Source organism: Amycolatopsis sp. NPDC102389, assembly GCF_044765885.1.
Taxonomy (GTDB): Bacteria; Actinomycetota; Actinomycetes; order Mycobacteriales; family Pseudonocardiaceae; genus Amycolatopsis.
On sequence record NZ_JBIWKX010000061.1, the window covers coordinates 1 to 14,747 of the forward strand.

The window sequence follows — 14,747 nt, forward strand, 5'->3', positions numbered from 1 at the left end:
GGGTTTGGGGGGGCCCCCCCCCCCCTACGTGGGGGTTTTTTTTTTTTAATCTGGTTGTTGTTTTTTTTTTTTTTTTTTTTAACGTAAAATAACCCCACACGACCCACCCGAGGTCAGCTCGCCCGCTTGCCCAGAACTTCGGTGATCAGCTTCGGCAGGTCGCCGCCGTGCCACGAACTGGGCGAGAACCGCTCCTGCGCGATCCCTTCCCAAGGCTCGCCGTCGTCCAGCGAAATGCCTTCCTCGCGGGAAACGAGCACGCCGATCTCCTGCGCCGCGACGCCTTCGCCAGCGAGGGTCTTCTTGGCGAGCTCGACGTCCTCCGGCCGCACGGCGACCACGAGCGTCCAGTCGCCCCAAGCCTGTGCGAGCTCGAACCGGCCGAGTCCCGACTGTGCACAGACGTCGGCGAGCGGCTCGTCCAGCTGGATGGCAGTCGTGACACGCGCGCCGAGGCCATTGACTCCGCAGAGGGACTGCACGGTCGGGAAAAGGCCGTCGGAGACGTCCATCGCGGCGTGTGCCAGCCCCGCCGTGGCGAGGATCCTGCCCGCGGTCACCTGCGCCATCGGACGGCAGGCACGTTCGCGGATCTCCGCGACGAGCGGATCGGAGAGCCGCGCCTGCTTTTCGACGAGCAACGCGTACGACCACAGGTAGCCGGGCGAACCGACCAGCAGCAGGCGATCACCGGCTTCGGCGCCCGCGCGCCCGAGCCGTCCGCCGGGGACGCACCGGCCGATCGCCGTCGCGGTGAGCTGCCGGACCGGGCCGTCCCGGAGATCCCCGCCGACGACCTTGGTCCCGTGCACCTTCGTGCAGTCGTCCACGCCGTCGAGCAGCCGCCGGAATTCGCCCGCCGTGGTCGTCTTCGGCAGGGTGTAGTTGACGACCAGGCCGAGCGGCGTGGCTCCGGCCGCCGCCAGATCGGACAGGTTGATCGTCGCCAGCAGCCACCCGGCGTGGTACGGATCCGCTTCCCCGAGGATGGTGACCAGCGGCGTGGGGCAGCTGTCGGTGGTGGCGACCAGATCGCCGCGAAGCCCTTCTTCGGCGTCGAGGACCGCGCAGTCGTCCCCGAAGCCGCGCACACCGCCGTAACGCGGCCGCAGGATGTGCTCCAGGATCGCGTGCTCGCCGAGGTCGCCGAGCCGGACGTCGTCGCGGACCGGCGAGATTTCAGTTACGGCCGACATGATCCGCCAATCGGGACGGGGCCACGTTGTGGTCGCTGGAATAGTTGTGCGGCAGCGTGCCATAGGTCTGTTCGCTTCCCGTGGAGGCGAACAGCATCAGGTTGCAGATCCGCGTTCCCGGGTGCAGGAGTACGGGATGCCGCAGGTGGTTCACGATCTCCAAGGTCAGCACGGCGCCTTTCTCATTGCCGAAGCCGGGGCTGACCTGTCCACAAAGGACGACGCTGATGCCGAGCCGCGCGTAGTCGCTCGTGCCGTCGACGAGCCCGGCGAGCTTCTCCGAAAGCCCGATCTTCTCCAGCGTCGGCGCGAGGACGACCTCGCCGGGTTCGACGCACAGCCGGCCTTCGGCGTCGAGTTCCTTCGGCCGGAGTTCCGGATACGTGCTCCGATCGGCGATGTCGACGGTGCCGGTCGACTCCAGCCCGAACGCTTCGTGCCCGAGCCGCAGGCTGATCGCGGCGGGGCGGACGAGGGCGGGCTCGAACGGGGTGATCGTCAGTTCCCCGTTCCGGTGCGCGCGTTTGATGGCCCGGTCGGTCAGGATCCCGCGGCGCGGGGCGGGCCAGGTCAGCGGCATGACGCCACCGCTTTCGCGACGGACCCGACCAGATCACGGAAATCGGACTCGGTCAGTTCGCCGTTGGGCTGGTCGTCGGACTCGCCGGGCTCGCAGTAGACGACCGTGGTGCTGGTGCGGTGCGGTCCCTGGATCACCACCGTCGCGGTCAATCCCGCCGCGATCGGCCGCACGGTGTGCACGACGGCGGTGTCGCACGTGTAGACGTCGCCGAGCCGGACGTCCGGGGTCTTGTCCACCTCGAGCCGGGCTTCGCCGTCCGCCAGCAACGCCGCCGGGTTCGCCGGATCGGCGCCGTAGCGATACCGGTCGTACGGCTCCCCGCCGTCGGCCGTTTCGTGGAACTCGACCATGTGCAGGCCTTCGCCCGCGACGATGGTCGAGGCGAATTCCCACCGATGGCTGTGCGGATTGGACTCGCCGCGGGACGGTTCCGCGGATTCCGGCCAGACGTGCAGCCGGATCCGGAAATCGGGCGAGGCGTGGAGCACCATTTTGGCGAATCCGTTGGGATGCCAGTAGGAACGCTTCGCCGCGGCGCGGACGGCTTCTTCGTCACCGAGGATTTCTTCGAGCCACGAAAGGAAAACGCCGGGGGAGTCCTGGACCCGGTGCGCGACCGAGCGCAGCCAGGGAAGGTCCGCCTCACCGTGGCCGGGGCGGGTGCCGGTGACCTCACCGAGAAAAGCGGGCGCGCCTGCCGGTACGGCGGTGAGGGTCGATGGCGGGGTGTCGATCATTGAGTTCCTGGAATTCCTGGAGGGCTGAGCGGGGGCGCCGCGGCGGCGAAGGCGGCCGCGCGCAGCGCGGTGACTGCGTCCAAGGTCTGCCAGATGGGTAGGTCTCCGCTCTCCCAGGCCCAGAGCCCCTGATCGGCGTCGTAGCGCTCCCAGAGGGTTCCGAGCGCCCGGTTGAGCCGGGGGAGTGGCAGGAAGGGGGCGGTGGCGAGTGCTTGGACGACCCAGGCTGAGGTGAAGTGCCGGATGATGATCCGGGTCGTTCCTTCACCGTCGGGGCGCGGCCTTTCGAGATCCTCGGCCACGCCATCGTCCGAATGGGAACGATCGATGAGCCATTGTGTGGCTTCGTCGGCCGCCTCACGGACGTCGGTGCGATCTTCACGGCTGCGCAGGACGTCCCGCAGAGCGACGACCGACCGGGCGGTGTGCACGACCGAAGCCTCCGGGGCGACGAGCCCGGCCTCGTTCTTCTCCGGCCACAGCTGTGAGCCGTCGAAGTCGAGCCGGGCCGCCAGGAGGGCGTCGATCAGCCGGTCGGTCAGCGGGGCGTCCGGCCGCAGCCGGACCGCCGTGTGCAACACGGCGGACAACAGGTACGGGCGGGTCCGGCTGTACGGGTCGATCTCCTCCCCGACCAGGAGCGACCCCTCGAGTTGTTTCAGCCCGTCGTCGGCGGACATGGTGCTGGTGCGGAAAAGCGCGTCCACCACCGACGCGGTGGTCTCCGGTCGCCTGCCGCCCGCGCGGCCCCGCCAGCCGTGCGCCGTTTGGAGCCGGTAGAGATCTTCGGCGAGCGTATGTAGGTCGATGTAGGGGTCGCCTACCACCAGCATGGTGTTGATCCCGTAGGCGGTGCTGAGTGCCTTCGGCCCGGTGCTCTTCTGCAGGTTGTGCCGCCAGCCCAGCGGTTTCCCGTTCTCGTCGCGGATCAGGCGCTCGGCGAGTTTGGCACCGACGGTGTGGAAGACCCGCAGCAGCGACCGCGAAGTGTCGACGACACCGGCGTCGCCGACTGCGGCCGGGGCGTGTTCCTGCGGCGAACGGGCCGTCTCCACCAGGGCGAACAGCGCGTTCGCGGCGCGGAAATGGTCGTCGAGCTGGCGGGCGTTGTGCGTCGACGGCAGGTATTTGCCGGTCTCCCACTGGGTCAGGTTCGCCCTGGTCACCCCGATGATCCGGGCCGTTTCGGCCTGGGTTTCCCCCGCGGCCTTGCGCAGCCGCCGCAGCTCACGGCCGACACCCGACGCGGTAACGGTTTCCGCATCGGGTCTTACCGGCCGCCGCCCGGCCGATGTAGGCTTCATGTAGGCACTAGACACAGGCTTACCTACCTTTGGTAGGCAAAGTAGGGCGGTGACTGAACGTGCACACAACGGGGAGAGTACAGCAAGCGAATCGGACCGTGCTGGCGCGTGGGTCAATGTCGTGTCACAACGTGAGAGCGGTCGCGCTCGAGCCTGTTCTACCTGGTCCTGGCGTGCGCGACCCGCCCTGCCGCGAGTGCTGGTCCGAACTGGGCTCGACCGGAGAGTGGATGCTGTCAGCCATGTGAATGTGACGCTGCGCATCCGATCCGGTTCGCGTCGCCTGTGGGTCACACGAATGCCGGAGTAGGCGTCGTGTCGGCCGGCCCGAATCTGTGCTTCGCGGCATCGGGGGTGAACCTCATGTCCCACCACGAGAACCACACGGCAGCGCCCCGCTCTTGGTTCGATCGACTTCTCGAACGCTTCCACGAATGGCTTTTCGCGTCCGGCGAGGACACCCGCGCCGCCGCGCGCGGCTGGCAGGTGACCCGCGTGCCGGGGAGCAGGCGCCGCGTCTACCGCGATCCCCGCTGGGACACCGTGCACGCCTGCGAACCGTGCGGAGGCACGGGGTGGTGGCCCTACGAGGACGCCGTTTGCCCGGACTGCGCCGGTGCCGGTGTCGTCCGCTCCATTCCCGCGGCGGCCGTGGCCGCCGAGCAAACCGCCGGACGGACAGGAGGAAGGTCATGAGCCGTTGGCAGGAACCCCAGGCGATCGCCGAGCTGGCCAGGGAGATCACGGTGGTCAGGAGGCCCAACCCGGTCACCGCCCTCTACCACTGGCGGTACGAGATCGGGGCGCTCCTCGTGCTCCCGTACGCGCTGTTCTCCCTGTTCCGGGCGGTCGGCCCGATCTGGGGCGCGGTCGTGTTGTTCGGCGTCGCGAATTGGCTGTTCTACTGGAAATCGGCGCGGAGGTTCCTCCGTGACCGGCTCCGCTCGGTCGTCGTGCAGCACCGGCTGCGGACCGGGTTCGCCCGCGCCCGGGTGTGCACCCTCGACGGCAAGCTGCCGGTGATCCTGTGGACCAAGCCGCGAGGCGACGAGGTCGAGGTCACCGTGTTCTGCCCGGCGGGGGTCGGCTACGAACGCATCGAGCAGCGGCGGGCACTGCTGGCCGCGGCGTGCTTCGCCACCGACGTCCATGTGTACCGCCACCACAAACGTGCCAACGTGGTGCACCTTTCGGTCTGCACCGCGCGGTTGCGCAAGGATGCCGACGACGATGCCGAGCTCGCGCCCACGCCACGATATGCCGGGCAGACGGACGGCGCAGCCGTTCCTCTTCCTGCGCCCGTCGCCGGAATGCCTCGCGCAGTCTGGCGGTGAAGAACGTGGCGGCCTCGTCCCAGGCACGGGCGAGGCCGTCCGTCGATCAGGAAGCGATCTCCAGGGCTTCGGCCTGCTCGGTCACCGGCGCGGTGACCACGCGCGCGGGGATGAGCAGCGACGCCAGCGCGACCAGCCCGGTCAGCGCCATCGCGCGCTCGACCAGCCCGAGGGGGATCGCCCGCCACCAAGGCTCACCACCGTTCATCGAGACCACGATCGCCCCGAGGATCACGCCGAACCAGGCCAGTGCCGCCACCGCGAGCACCCTGGTCACGGCGCGTCGCGCGGGGGAGGAGGGGAAGACGGCTTTCGCCGCGAACCACACGGCCAAGGGCAGGCAGACGAAGGCGACGACGCTCGCGATCCGGTGCACGGTCCCGCCGGTGCTCGGCCCGATCGCCCAGTTGTTCTTGGGGAACGCCACGATCACCACCAGGCTCACCGTCCAGAGCGCGCAGAAGATCGAGGCCGCGGACAAAGCGGGAAGGTGTTTGCGGCGGATCAGCGCGCCGAAGCCGATCGCCGAGCCGAACGCGACCAGCAGGACCGCGACGTCGAAGATCCACTTGTTCTCGCTGAGCGCGTACTCGCTGATGGTGCGGCGGACCGGGCTGATGTCGCTGGTGGCGGGGAGGACCTGCAGCAGCAGGATCAGCAGCGCTCCGCCGGCGACGGAGACCACGGCGGCCAGCAGGGCCAAGGGGGACCTGGCGGTGACCTGGGGCGTCGTCATGGTGGAAAGGTAACCGCCCAACCTGAAGGTTTTCTTAGGCCTTCCTGTCGGAATCGACAGGAAAGTCCCATTCCCTCGCGCGGATGCCGGTGATCGTTCCGGCACGGACGGTGAGAACGTTGGGCCGAAAGGGGTGTAGGCGACTTGTGGCGGGTCCCTCGGGCGGGGTCACGGGTCTAGGGTCTCGCTACCGGTGACCTCACCCGGTCACCGGACTGTCCAAGGAGGTCAGTCTGTGGGGTATTCACCAAACCGGCGAAGAGCGGGATGGACCGCGGCGACCCTGGTAATCGCCGGGGCCTTCGTGGCACTGCCGTCGGCCACGACGGCGGGGGCCGCGGACAACGTCGTGCGGGCCGATCAGGCCGTGCCGCGTTCCTGTTTCGCCGCGCTGCAGAAGCCGGGTACGTCCGGCACCGACAGGCGCGAGTTCACGTCCACAGTAGACGGTCTGCTGCAGGCCCGCCTGGCTCCGCGCGGGGGCAACGAGGGCGACTGGGACCTCGCGGTCTTCGACAAGGCCACCGGCGCCGTGGTCGCCGCGTCCGCCGCGTTGCGCAGCCACGAGCTCGCCGAAGGCTTCGTGAAGAAGGACCAGAAGCTGGTCGTGCAGACCTGCCGGTACGACGGGCGGACGCGCGACGCGGTGCTGGGCGTCGACTTCCTCGCGCTCACGCCGCAGGGGACTCCGACCGGCGCCGCGCCCGCGCCTCAGCGTGCCGAACTGGTCCGGGTCGAGACGCCTGCCAAGAAGGACAAGGACAAGCTCCTCCGGCTCGGGCTGGACGTCACGGAGAAGGCCGACGCCACCGGCGTCGAGGTCGTCCTCGCCAATGACGCCGACCGCAAGACGCTGGCGGACAACGGCTTCAAGTCGAAGGTGGTCGACGCCGACCTTTCGGCGCGGTCGATCCAGAACGCCAAGACCGACCGTGAGTACGCCGCGAAGACGCCGGGCTCCACCCTGCCGTCCGGGCGCACGAGCTACCGGCACCTCTACGACTACCAGTTCGAGGTCAAGGAACTGGCCCGCAAGAACCCCAAGCTCGTCACGGCGTTCACGCTGCCGCAGCCGACCTGGGAAGGCCGTGACGTCGTCGGTCTCGAGATCGCGACCGACGTCAAGAACATCACCGACGGCAAACCCGTCAACTTCACCATGGGCGTGCACCACGCCCGTGAGTGGCCGGCGGGCGAGCACGCCATGGAATGGGCCCACGAACTGGTCAAGGGCTACACCGGCAACAACCCCGAAGTCCGCGGTCTGGTCGGCCGCACGCGCAACATCATCGTGCCGATCGTCAACGCCGACGGCTTCGAAATCTCCCGTGAGGCCGAGCCCAAGGGCGACTTCTCGCGCTTCGACTACGAGATGAAGCGCAAGAACTGCAACGTCAACGACTCGCCCAAGGAGTTCGCGACCGGCGTCTGCAAGGCCAACCCCGGCGGCCGTGAACGCGGCACCGACCCGAACCGCAACTATGCGGGCTTCTGGGGCGGCGCCGGCGCGTCGACCTTGTGGCGCAGCGACACGTTCCGCGGCTCCGGCCCGTTCTCCGAGCCCGAGACGCAGAACATCCGCTCGATCGTGTCGAACCGCCAGGTGACCAACCTGATCACGCTGCACACCTTCTCGAACCTGGTGCTGCGTGTCCCGGGTGTCGCCGCCGTCCGCCCGCCGCTCGACGAGCCGGCGTACAAGGCGCTCGGCGACAAGATGGCCTCGCGCAACGGATACACCAGCCAGCCGTCGTGGGCGCTCTACGACACCACCGGCTCGACCGAGGACTGGTCGTACTGGGCCACCGGTGGCTGGGGCTTCACCTTCGAGATCGGCAACACGGAGTTCCACCCGCCGTTCCAGGCGGGTGTCGTCGCCGAGTACACCGGCGTCGCTCCCGCGGCCGGTGCCGGCAAGGGCGGTAACCGTGCGGCCTTCATCGACATGCTGGCCAACGCCGCCGACCCGGCGGCGCACTCGACGCTGATCGGCACGGCGCCGAAGGGCTACCAGCTGAAGCTGCACAAGACCTTCCAGACGCCGACCGCCCCGGTGGTGCAGCCGGACGGCTCGACGAAGCCGCCGATCTACGTGACCGACGACCTGAACTCGTCGCTGTCGTCGACCGGTGGCCGGTTCGCGTGGTCGATCAACCCGTCGACCCGGCCCTACGTCGCGGGCCGCTACGGCCGCGAACCGCAGGGCCCGGCCCAGCCCGCGATCCAGGTCGCCAACCCGGCCGGGGTCCCGGCGATCAACACGAACTACCCGACCGACCCGGCTTCGGAGAGCTTCACGTTCCACGTGGACGGGCTCCCCAAGGTGGACAACGGGAAGTTCAGCGTCGACGTCAAGTGGGCCAGCCAGGACACCGACTGGGACCTCTACGTCTTCGACGCCGCGGGCAACATGGTGTCGTCGTCGGCGAACGGCGGGACCACGGAAGAGCACGCGATCCTGTACGACCCGCCCGCCGGGGACTACCGGGCCGTGCTGGTCAACTACGCGCAGGCGAATCCGTCCACTGTGGACGACTGGACCGGCGGCGTGTCGTTCCAGTCGCCGATCCCGCCGACCTACGGCCCCAAGGAGGCGTACCAGCTGACCTGTACGTCGCCGAAGGGCAAGCTCGTCGGGCTGGCGGACGTCTACATCGACCGCGGCCAGACGGTCGACGTCGGTGAGGTCTGCACCCGGTCCGCGCGTGCCAACAAGGAGCGCTCGGTCCGGTAGTTCTTTGCGCGTGAAGGCCCCCTTCCCTCGGCTGACCCGAGGGAAGGGGGCCTTCACGCGCTAAACGGTGCCGACGACCCGGTCCCGTACGATCCGCATCGTCGCGGCGTCCACAGTGGACGGCTCCGCCGCCAGCCAGCCGCCGATCTCGTGCAGGAACTGTTCCGGCGTCATGGGCGGCGTGGGGGAGGGGTCTTCGAGGTCCGTGGTGATCTCACCGGTCCGGCTCGGGTACACGATCATCGCGCCGCGCAGCGCGACCCCCGGTAGGATCCGCCGGTATTCGGCGAGACTTCCGGCCAGCCTGCTCCCGCCGCCGCGGAAGGCGCGGCCGTTGCGCAGCAGGCGGTCGTCGTCATCGGTTTCGTAGTGTCCCGGCAGCCACAGCTTCGATTCGACGAGCACCAGCCGCTTCCCGCACAGCACCGCGTGGTCGACGTCGGCGAACACCGAGTCCGGCCACGAGAGGCCGTGGAAGATCCGCGCGCCGGGCAGCCGGGTCAGGTAGCGCTCCAGCAGGTCGGCGGTGAGCCGTTCGGCGAGTTCGTCGGTCTCGACGCCGGGCGTGCCGAACACGCGTTTCCCGCCGAATTCGGCGGCGAACCGGTTCTTGGCGCGGGAAGCGGCCAGATAGCCGCGCGCGAGCCGTTGCACGAGCAGGGCGGTTCCGGCGGTCAGGATCAGCCAGACGATGAGCGTGGGGGCCGAGAATCCGACGCCGGTCAGCACCGGCAGGAGCACCAGCACCATCCCGCCGACCGCCGCCACCACGGGGGTGTGCCCGGGCCCGCGACGGCGGCCGTGGCGCACGCGCTCGTCCTGCGCGGCGAACTCCCACCATGCGAGGTCGTCGGGATCGATCACCACCGGCTCGGGCTCATAGCCCGGTTCTTCGCCGAAACGACGCCGCGGCCGCGGCCGGATCGGGGCGCGCACCGAGCGCCCGCCCGCGTCGTAGCCCGCGCGCCGCATCGGATCGCTGAGCGTGTCGTAGGCCTCGCGGACCAGCTGGAACGTGAGGGCGGATCCGCCGGCGTCCGGGTGATGCGACTTCGCCAGCCGCCGGTAAGCGGTCTTGATCTCGTTGACCGAGGCGGCCTTGCCCACGCCGAGCACCTCGTAATAGTCGACGTCGGGCACGGGCGGTTCACCTCCAAAGGGCCGGGCCGCAACACTATTCGGCCGCCGCCGCCCGCCCGCAACCACCTCCGCGGCGCGTCGGGGTGACGTCGCGGGCATACTGTTTCGCTTGTGGCGGAACGAGGTCCGCCCCCGCCGCGTCCTGGATATCGTGGAGATCGACAGCACACGGGGGAGGAACGCGGTGGGAGAACCGGTCACGGGCACGGCTTCGGGGGTGCCGTTCACCGTATTGCCGCCATCGGCCGAGGTCAGCGGCCCCGCACCGGTGGTCGTCGCCTGGCATATGATCGATTCGCCCCGCTCCGACGCCGCGTTCGCGGCCGCGTTGCCGCTGGCGGAGGTGCCGGCGTGGCGCGTCTATCTCGGAATGCCGTTGTGCGGCGCGAGAATGGTCGACGGCGGCATGGACGCCGTGGTCGAACGCGCCCGGCGTGACGCGATGCTGGCCTACGTCGACCCGTTCGTCCGCCAGGCGGCGCTGGAATTCCCCGCCGCGCTGGCCGAACTGCGTGAACGGTTCGGTTTCGACACGTCCCGGACGGCGGTCGTCGGCGGGTCGCTGGGCGGCGCGGTGGCGCTGACGATCCTGGCCACGCGGGAGATCCCGGTCCGCGCGGCGGCCCTGATCAACCCCGCCGTGCGGGCGCGTTCGGTGGTCGGCCTGGTGGAAGGCATGCTGGAACGGCCTTATCCGTGGAACGACGAAGCGGAGCAGGCCGCGGATCAGCTCGACTTCGTCGCACGATCGGGTGAAATATCGGCGCGGGAAACGCAAGTTCCGCTGCTGGTCGTCAGCGGCGAGGACGACCATCCGTCGCTGCGCACCGACGCCGAAGACCTGGTCGCCGCGCTGCGCGAGCGGTACGCCCGTCCGGACGACGTCCGCCTGGACAGGGTGCCCGGTCTCGCCCATCCGCTCGCCGAGGAACCGGGTATCGAGCCCGCGCCGCAGCTGCCGATCGCGAAACTGGTGGACGGCACGGTCGCCGAATGGCTGGCGCGCCACCTGGTCTGACGCACGTCAGCAGGTGGGCGGCGGGACCGATCGGGGCGGGCCGAATTCGAGGCGCAGCTTGTCGGTTTTCGGGATCACGAACGCGACGCCGGTCGAGGTCCGCCAGTTCGCCGGGAGGAAGACGTACTGGCCACTGGACTGGAGGAGCAGTTTCAGCCCGGTGTACCGGTACTTGTAGGCCGATTCGGGGTCGGCGCATTTCACCTGCAGGACACCGTTCGCGGTGAGGTTGAGACTTTCCGCGCTGTACACCGTCGCGGCCGGTCTGGTCGCGATCACCCCGGAGGCCTCGAAGGCGCGGCTCGTGCCGACGGCTCCCGAGTAGTCGCCGACCGCCCAGAAGAGGCCGATGCTCACCAGGACGTAGCCGGTCACCAGTTCCGCGACACTCGACCGGCTGCTTCCCGCTCTGCGTGAAGTCCAGTGACGCCAGGCGAAGAGCACCATCAGGATCCCGATCGCGAAGCCGATCCCCGGCGCGCCGGGCCGGTCGCGGAAGGGTTCCGGGTCGAGGGCGATCGCGGTCGTGACGGCGAGCAACGCGAGGCCGAGGACGCCGGCGACGGGGGAGCAGATCCGCAGCAGCCGGGCCCAGGAACCCTCGCCGAGACGGATCTTCAGGAACCGCGTGAGGATGAGGAAGAGCAGAGCGGCGCCCGCGGCGGCGGTCAGGGGCAGGAGCACGCCGTCGACGCCTCGCCCGAAGATCTCGTCCGGCGTCTGACCGAGCAGGGTGTAGTGCACGCGGAAGTAGATGAAGTACGTCTGCGTGTACACGAGCCCGAAGTAGTAGAGCAACGCGGTGAGCAGCGCCGTGTTGGCCAGCACGGTGCCGGCCAGCCTGAGCGCGTGCGAGGGGCCCGCCGCCGGCTCGGGCTCCGGCGGCGCGGGGGCGCGGAGGCCCCGGCGTAACGGCCGCCGGGTGCTCATCCGCTCGTGGTCTCGCTCGGCTGCTCGCTTCGGGACTTCGGCGGCACCGAGCTTTCGTCCGTGGTCTCGGTTTCGCAGGCCCTGGCCCGGATCGTGATCGTCTTGCCGGGGGCGACGGGATTCGGGCCGATGCTGCGGATGCAGTTCCCCGCACCCACGATCGCGACCGACACCCCGCACCGGCGGGGACTCTTGCAGAGACGCTCGAGGTTCTGCTCGATCGCGTCCTTGGCGGTGGCCGGGTCGGTGCCGAGAAGGTCGCTGTTGTACGCGATGGGGCTTCCGGGGACGACGGGCGGCCGTGGCTCTTCGGTGCGCCGGGGGCCTGGCGCGGGGCCGGTCGTGGCCGTGTCGGAAGACGCCGTCGGCGCCGTCTCCGTCGTCACCCCGCTGTCGGTGGTCAGATCCGCCGGAGCGGTGTCGCGGGGCGTGGACGCTCCGCCGCAGGCCGCCGCGAACCCGAGTACGGCGATCGCCATCGCAGCGCTGAACAGCCGTTTCATGGACCTCACCGTCCTTGGGGAAGACGTCCTTCTGGGTAAGGACGCGGAATGGCGGGCCCCTGATACGTCCCGGGTTGGTCCGTTCGGGCGTATTCCCCGGGATTCCGCCCTTTCGGGCAATTCCGGGTGGACCGGAGCACGACAACTTCGCCGCGTGGCCTTCCGACACACCCGAAAATATGTTAAGAAACTTTACTAACTAACAGGGAGGCGCGTTTTGAGTTCATCCCCGCGGCCGGGGCTCGAGCGGAAGATCGGGCCGCTCCAGGCGACCGCCATCAACATGACCCAGATGTGCGGGATCGGCCCGTTCGTCACCATCCCCGCGATGGTGGTGACCCTCGGCGGCCCGCAGGCCATGTTCGGCTGGCTCATCGGCGCGGTCATCGCGCTGGCCGACGGCCTCATCTGGGCCGAACTCGGCGCCGCCCTCCCCGGCGCCGGTGGCACCTACGTCTACCTGCGTGAGGCGTTCGGCGTCCGCACCGGCAGGCTCATGCCGTTCCTCTTCGCCTGGAGCGCGGTGCTGTTCATCCCGCTGATCATGTCCACCGGCATCATCGGCCTGGTCCAGTACCTGGGGTATCTGATCCCCGGGGTCGCCGACGACGGCGGGACGACGACGCTCGGCAAGGTCATCGGCCTCGGTGTCATAGCCCTGATCGTGCTCGCGCTGTTCCGCAAGATCGGCGAGATCGGGAAGCTGACCACCGTCCTGTTCGGGATCATGCTGTTCGCGGCGCTCTCGGTGATCGTCGCGGCCTTCACGCATTTCGACGGCGCGCAAGCGTTCGCCTTCACGCCGGGCGCGTTCTCGTTCGGCGGCGGCGCGTTCTGGGCCGGGCTCGGCGCGGGCCTGATCATCGCCATCTACGACTACCTCGGCTACAACACCAGCGCCTACCTCGGTGGCGAGGTGCGCGACCCGGGCCGGACGCTGCCGCGATCGATCATCCTCTCGATCCTCGGCATCATGAGCCTGTACTTCCTGCTGCAGCTCGGCGTCCTCGGCTCGGTTCCGCTGGAGGAGCTGAAGAACGCCACTTCGGTCGCTTCCACGGTGCTCGAACAGGCGTGGGGCACGGGCGCGGCCAAGGTCATCACCGTCTTCATCGTGATCGCCGCGATCGGTTCGGTGTTCGCGGGCCTGCTCGGCGGCTCGCGGGTCCCGTTCGAGGCCGCGCGCGACAAGGTGTTCCTGCCGGTGTTCGCCAAACTGCACCCGAAACTGAACCTGCCGACCGCCGGTGTGCTGACGATGGGCGCCATCGCCGCGATCGGCTCGCTGTTCACCCTGACCGCGGTGATCAACGCGGCGGTGACGGTGCTGGTGCTCATCCAGTCGCTCGCGCAGGTCGCGGCGATCGTGGTGCTGCGACGGCGACGGCCGGAGCTGGAGCGGCCGTACCGCCAATGGCTCTATCCGATCCCGACGATCATCGCGCTGCTCGGCTGGGTCTACATCTACTTCTCCGCCACCTGGCTCTCGATCGGGCTTTCGGTGGGATGGATCGTGCTCGGCGTCGCGGCGTTCCTCGCCTACGCGAAGGCGGAGCGCGTGTGGCCGTTCGGGCCCAAGGGGATTCAGGAATCGTTCGCGGGGGCGGCAGAGGGGACTGGGAAGTGACGGGGGAAGAACTGATCCTGGGGATCGACTTCGGGGGGACGAAGGTCGCGATCGGGCTGGCGGACAGAGCCGGGAGCCTGCTGGTCACCCGGCGGCTCGACACCGACGCCCAAGCGGGCGCGGAGCAGGTGGTGCGCCGTGCGCTCGCCGCGGCACGGAAACTGCTCGCCGACGAAGGCGCCGCGGACCGGCTCGCCGCGATCGGCGTTGTCAGCCCGGGCATCGTGCTGGAGGACCGCATCCTGCTCGCGCCGAACGTGCCGGGCTGGGAAGAACTGCGGCTGCGTGAACTGGTCGCGGCCGAGTTCGAAGGCATCCCGATCGAGGTGGGCACCGACGCCAAGGCGGCGGCGCTCGCGGAATGGCGTTGGGGGGCACTGGCGGACACCGATCCGGCGGTGTTCCTCTCGCTCGGGACCGGGATCGCCGCGGCGGTCCTGGTCGGCGGCCGGCTGCTGGCCGGCGCCAACGGCGCTGCGGGAGAGATCGGGTACAACCTCCTCTCACCGCAGGACACCGACGGGTTCGCCAGCGGAGCGGCGCCGCTGGAGGAAGCCGTCGGTGGGCGTGGGCTGGGCGGCCGGGCGAGTGTGCTGCTCGGCCGCCCGGTAACCGCGGGCGAGCTGTTCGGCCTCGCCAGGGAGAACGCGCAGGCGAAGGAACTGGTCGGCGCGGCGCTCGACGAACTGTCGATGCACGTCGCGAACCTCGCCATCGCGCTCGACCCCCAGCGCGTCGCCGTCGGCGGGGGGCTGGTGCGCTCGGCCGACATCCTGCTGCCCGCACTGCGCGAACGGCTGGCGCGGGCCGTGCCGTTCCCGCCGGAACTGGTGTCGGCGAAATTCGACCAGGACGCGTCCCTGCTGGGCGCGATCGCGATCGCGCTGGACGCGTAGCGAGATCAC

Annotated in this window: 14 protein-coding genes; 6 read left to right on the forward strand and 8 right to left on the reverse strand. The window is 69.5% G+C overall.

The features are described 5' to 3' along the window. Positions 1-113: 113 nt before the first annotated feature. Genes ACIRGA_RS33875 through ACIRGA_RS33890 form a run of 4 tightly spaced genes read right to left on the reverse strand, consistent with a single transcriptional unit; the run spans position 114 to position 3,820 of the window. Complete coding sequence (locus ACIRGA_RS33875) at positions 114-1,196, reverse strand: thiamine-monophosphate kinase (RefSeq protein ID WP_400949087.1); 1,083 nt, start codon at positions 1,194-1,196, stop codon at positions 114-116. After that, complete coding sequence (gene dcd / locus ACIRGA_RS33880; protein ID WP_400949090.1) at positions 1,180-1,776, reverse strand: dCTP deaminase; 597 nt, start codon at positions 1,774-1,776, stop codon at positions 1,180-1,182. The genes ACIRGA_RS33875 and dcd overlap by 17 nt, the downstream gene beginning before the upstream one ends. Continuing rightward, positions 1,767-2,516 (reverse strand): hypothetical protein, encoded by a 750-nt coding sequence (locus tag ACIRGA_RS33885; RefSeq protein ID WP_400949092.1) that lies wholly within the window; start codon positions 2,514-2,516, stop codon positions 1,767-1,769. The genes dcd and ACIRGA_RS33885 overlap by 10 nt, the downstream gene beginning before the upstream one ends. Continuing rightward, complete coding sequence (locus tag ACIRGA_RS33890; RefSeq protein ID WP_400949094.1) at positions 2,513-3,820, reverse strand: helix-turn-helix transcriptional regulator; 1,308 nt, start codon at positions 3,818-3,820, stop codon at positions 2,513-2,515. The genes ACIRGA_RS33885 and ACIRGA_RS33890 overlap by 4 nt, the downstream gene beginning before the upstream one ends. 363 nt (positions 3,821-4,183) lie before the next feature. Here ACIRGA_RS33890 and ACIRGA_RS33895 point away from each other — a divergent pair, with 363 nt between their 5' ends. Both ACIRGA_RS33895 and ACIRGA_RS33900 read left to right on the forward strand, forming a co-directional pair. Next, a complete protein-coding gene (locus ACIRGA_RS33895) occupies positions 4,184-4,516 on the forward strand; it encodes a hypothetical protein (RefSeq protein ID WP_400949097.1) in 333 nt (110 codons plus the stop codon). Then, entirely contained in the window at positions 4,513-5,154 is a 642-nt protein-coding gene (locus tag ACIRGA_RS33900) for a hypothetical protein (RefSeq protein ID WP_400949099.1), read from the forward strand. Before ACIRGA_RS33895 ends, ACIRGA_RS33900 begins: the two co-directional genes overlap by 4 nt. Positions 5,155-5,200: 46 nt before the next feature. Here the strand turns inward: ACIRGA_RS33900 and ACIRGA_RS33905 are convergent, their stop codons facing one another. After that, positions 5,201-5,890: a DUF998 domain-containing protein gene (locus ACIRGA_RS33905; RefSeq protein ID WP_395875510.1), complete on the reverse strand. Its 690-nt coding sequence runs from the start codon at positions 5,888-5,890 to the stop codon at positions 5,201-5,203. Positions 5,891-6,125: 235 nt separating this feature from the next. Between ACIRGA_RS33905 and ACIRGA_RS33910 the strand changes: the two genes are divergently transcribed. Continuing rightward, on the forward strand, positions 6,126-8,624 hold the full coding sequence (locus tag ACIRGA_RS33910; protein ID WP_400949103.1) for a M14 family zinc carboxypeptidase: 2,499 nt from the start codon (positions 6,126-6,128) through the stop codon (positions 8,622-8,624). A 60-nt stretch (positions 8,625-8,684) separates the two neighbouring features. Here ACIRGA_RS33910 and ACIRGA_RS33915 read toward each other — a convergent pair whose 3' ends face one another. Beyond that, positions 8,685-9,764 (reverse strand): DnaJ domain-containing protein, encoded by a 1,080-nt coding sequence (locus ACIRGA_RS33915; protein WP_400949106.1) that lies wholly within the window; start codon positions 9,762-9,764, stop codon positions 8,685-8,687. Between the two features lie 184 nt (positions 9,765-9,948). On the opposite strand from ACIRGA_RS33915, the gene ACIRGA_RS33920 reads away from it, so the two are divergent. Further along, on the forward strand, positions 9,949-10,782 hold the full coding sequence (locus ACIRGA_RS33920) for an alpha/beta hydrolase family protein (RefSeq protein WP_400949109.1): 834 nt from the start codon (positions 9,949-9,951) through the stop codon (positions 10,780-10,782). A 6-nt stretch (positions 10,783-10,788) separates the two neighbouring features. Here ACIRGA_RS33920 and ACIRGA_RS33925 read toward each other — a convergent pair whose 3' ends face one another. Both ACIRGA_RS33925 and ACIRGA_RS33930 read right to left on the reverse strand, forming a co-directional pair. Further along, positions 10,789-11,712, reverse strand: a complete 924-nt coding sequence (locus ACIRGA_RS33925) for a hypothetical protein (RefSeq protein ID WP_400949111.1) — start codon at positions 11,710-11,712, stop codon at positions 10,789-10,791. Beyond that, on the reverse strand, positions 11,709-12,215 hold the full coding sequence (locus tag ACIRGA_RS33930) for a hypothetical protein (protein WP_400949114.1): 507 nt from the start codon (positions 12,213-12,215) through the stop codon (positions 11,709-11,711). The genes ACIRGA_RS33925 and ACIRGA_RS33930 overlap by 4 nt, the downstream gene beginning before the upstream one ends. Positions 12,216-12,432: 217 nt before the next feature. On the opposite strand from ACIRGA_RS33930, the gene ACIRGA_RS33935 reads away from it, so the two are divergent. Then, the gene (locus ACIRGA_RS33935) at positions 12,433-13,842 is read left to right on the forward strand and encodes an APC family permease (RefSeq protein WP_400949117.1); all 1,410 of its coding nucleotides are present in this window, start codon (positions 12,433-12,435) and stop codon (positions 13,840-13,842) included. Next, the gene (locus tag ACIRGA_RS33940; protein WP_400949120.1) at positions 13,839-14,738 is read left to right on the forward strand and encodes an ROK family protein; all 900 of its coding nucleotides are present in this window, start codon (positions 13,839-13,841) and stop codon (positions 14,736-14,738) included. Before ACIRGA_RS33935 ends, ACIRGA_RS33940 begins: the two co-directional genes overlap by 4 nt. Positions 14,739-14,747 lie beyond the last annotated feature (9 nt).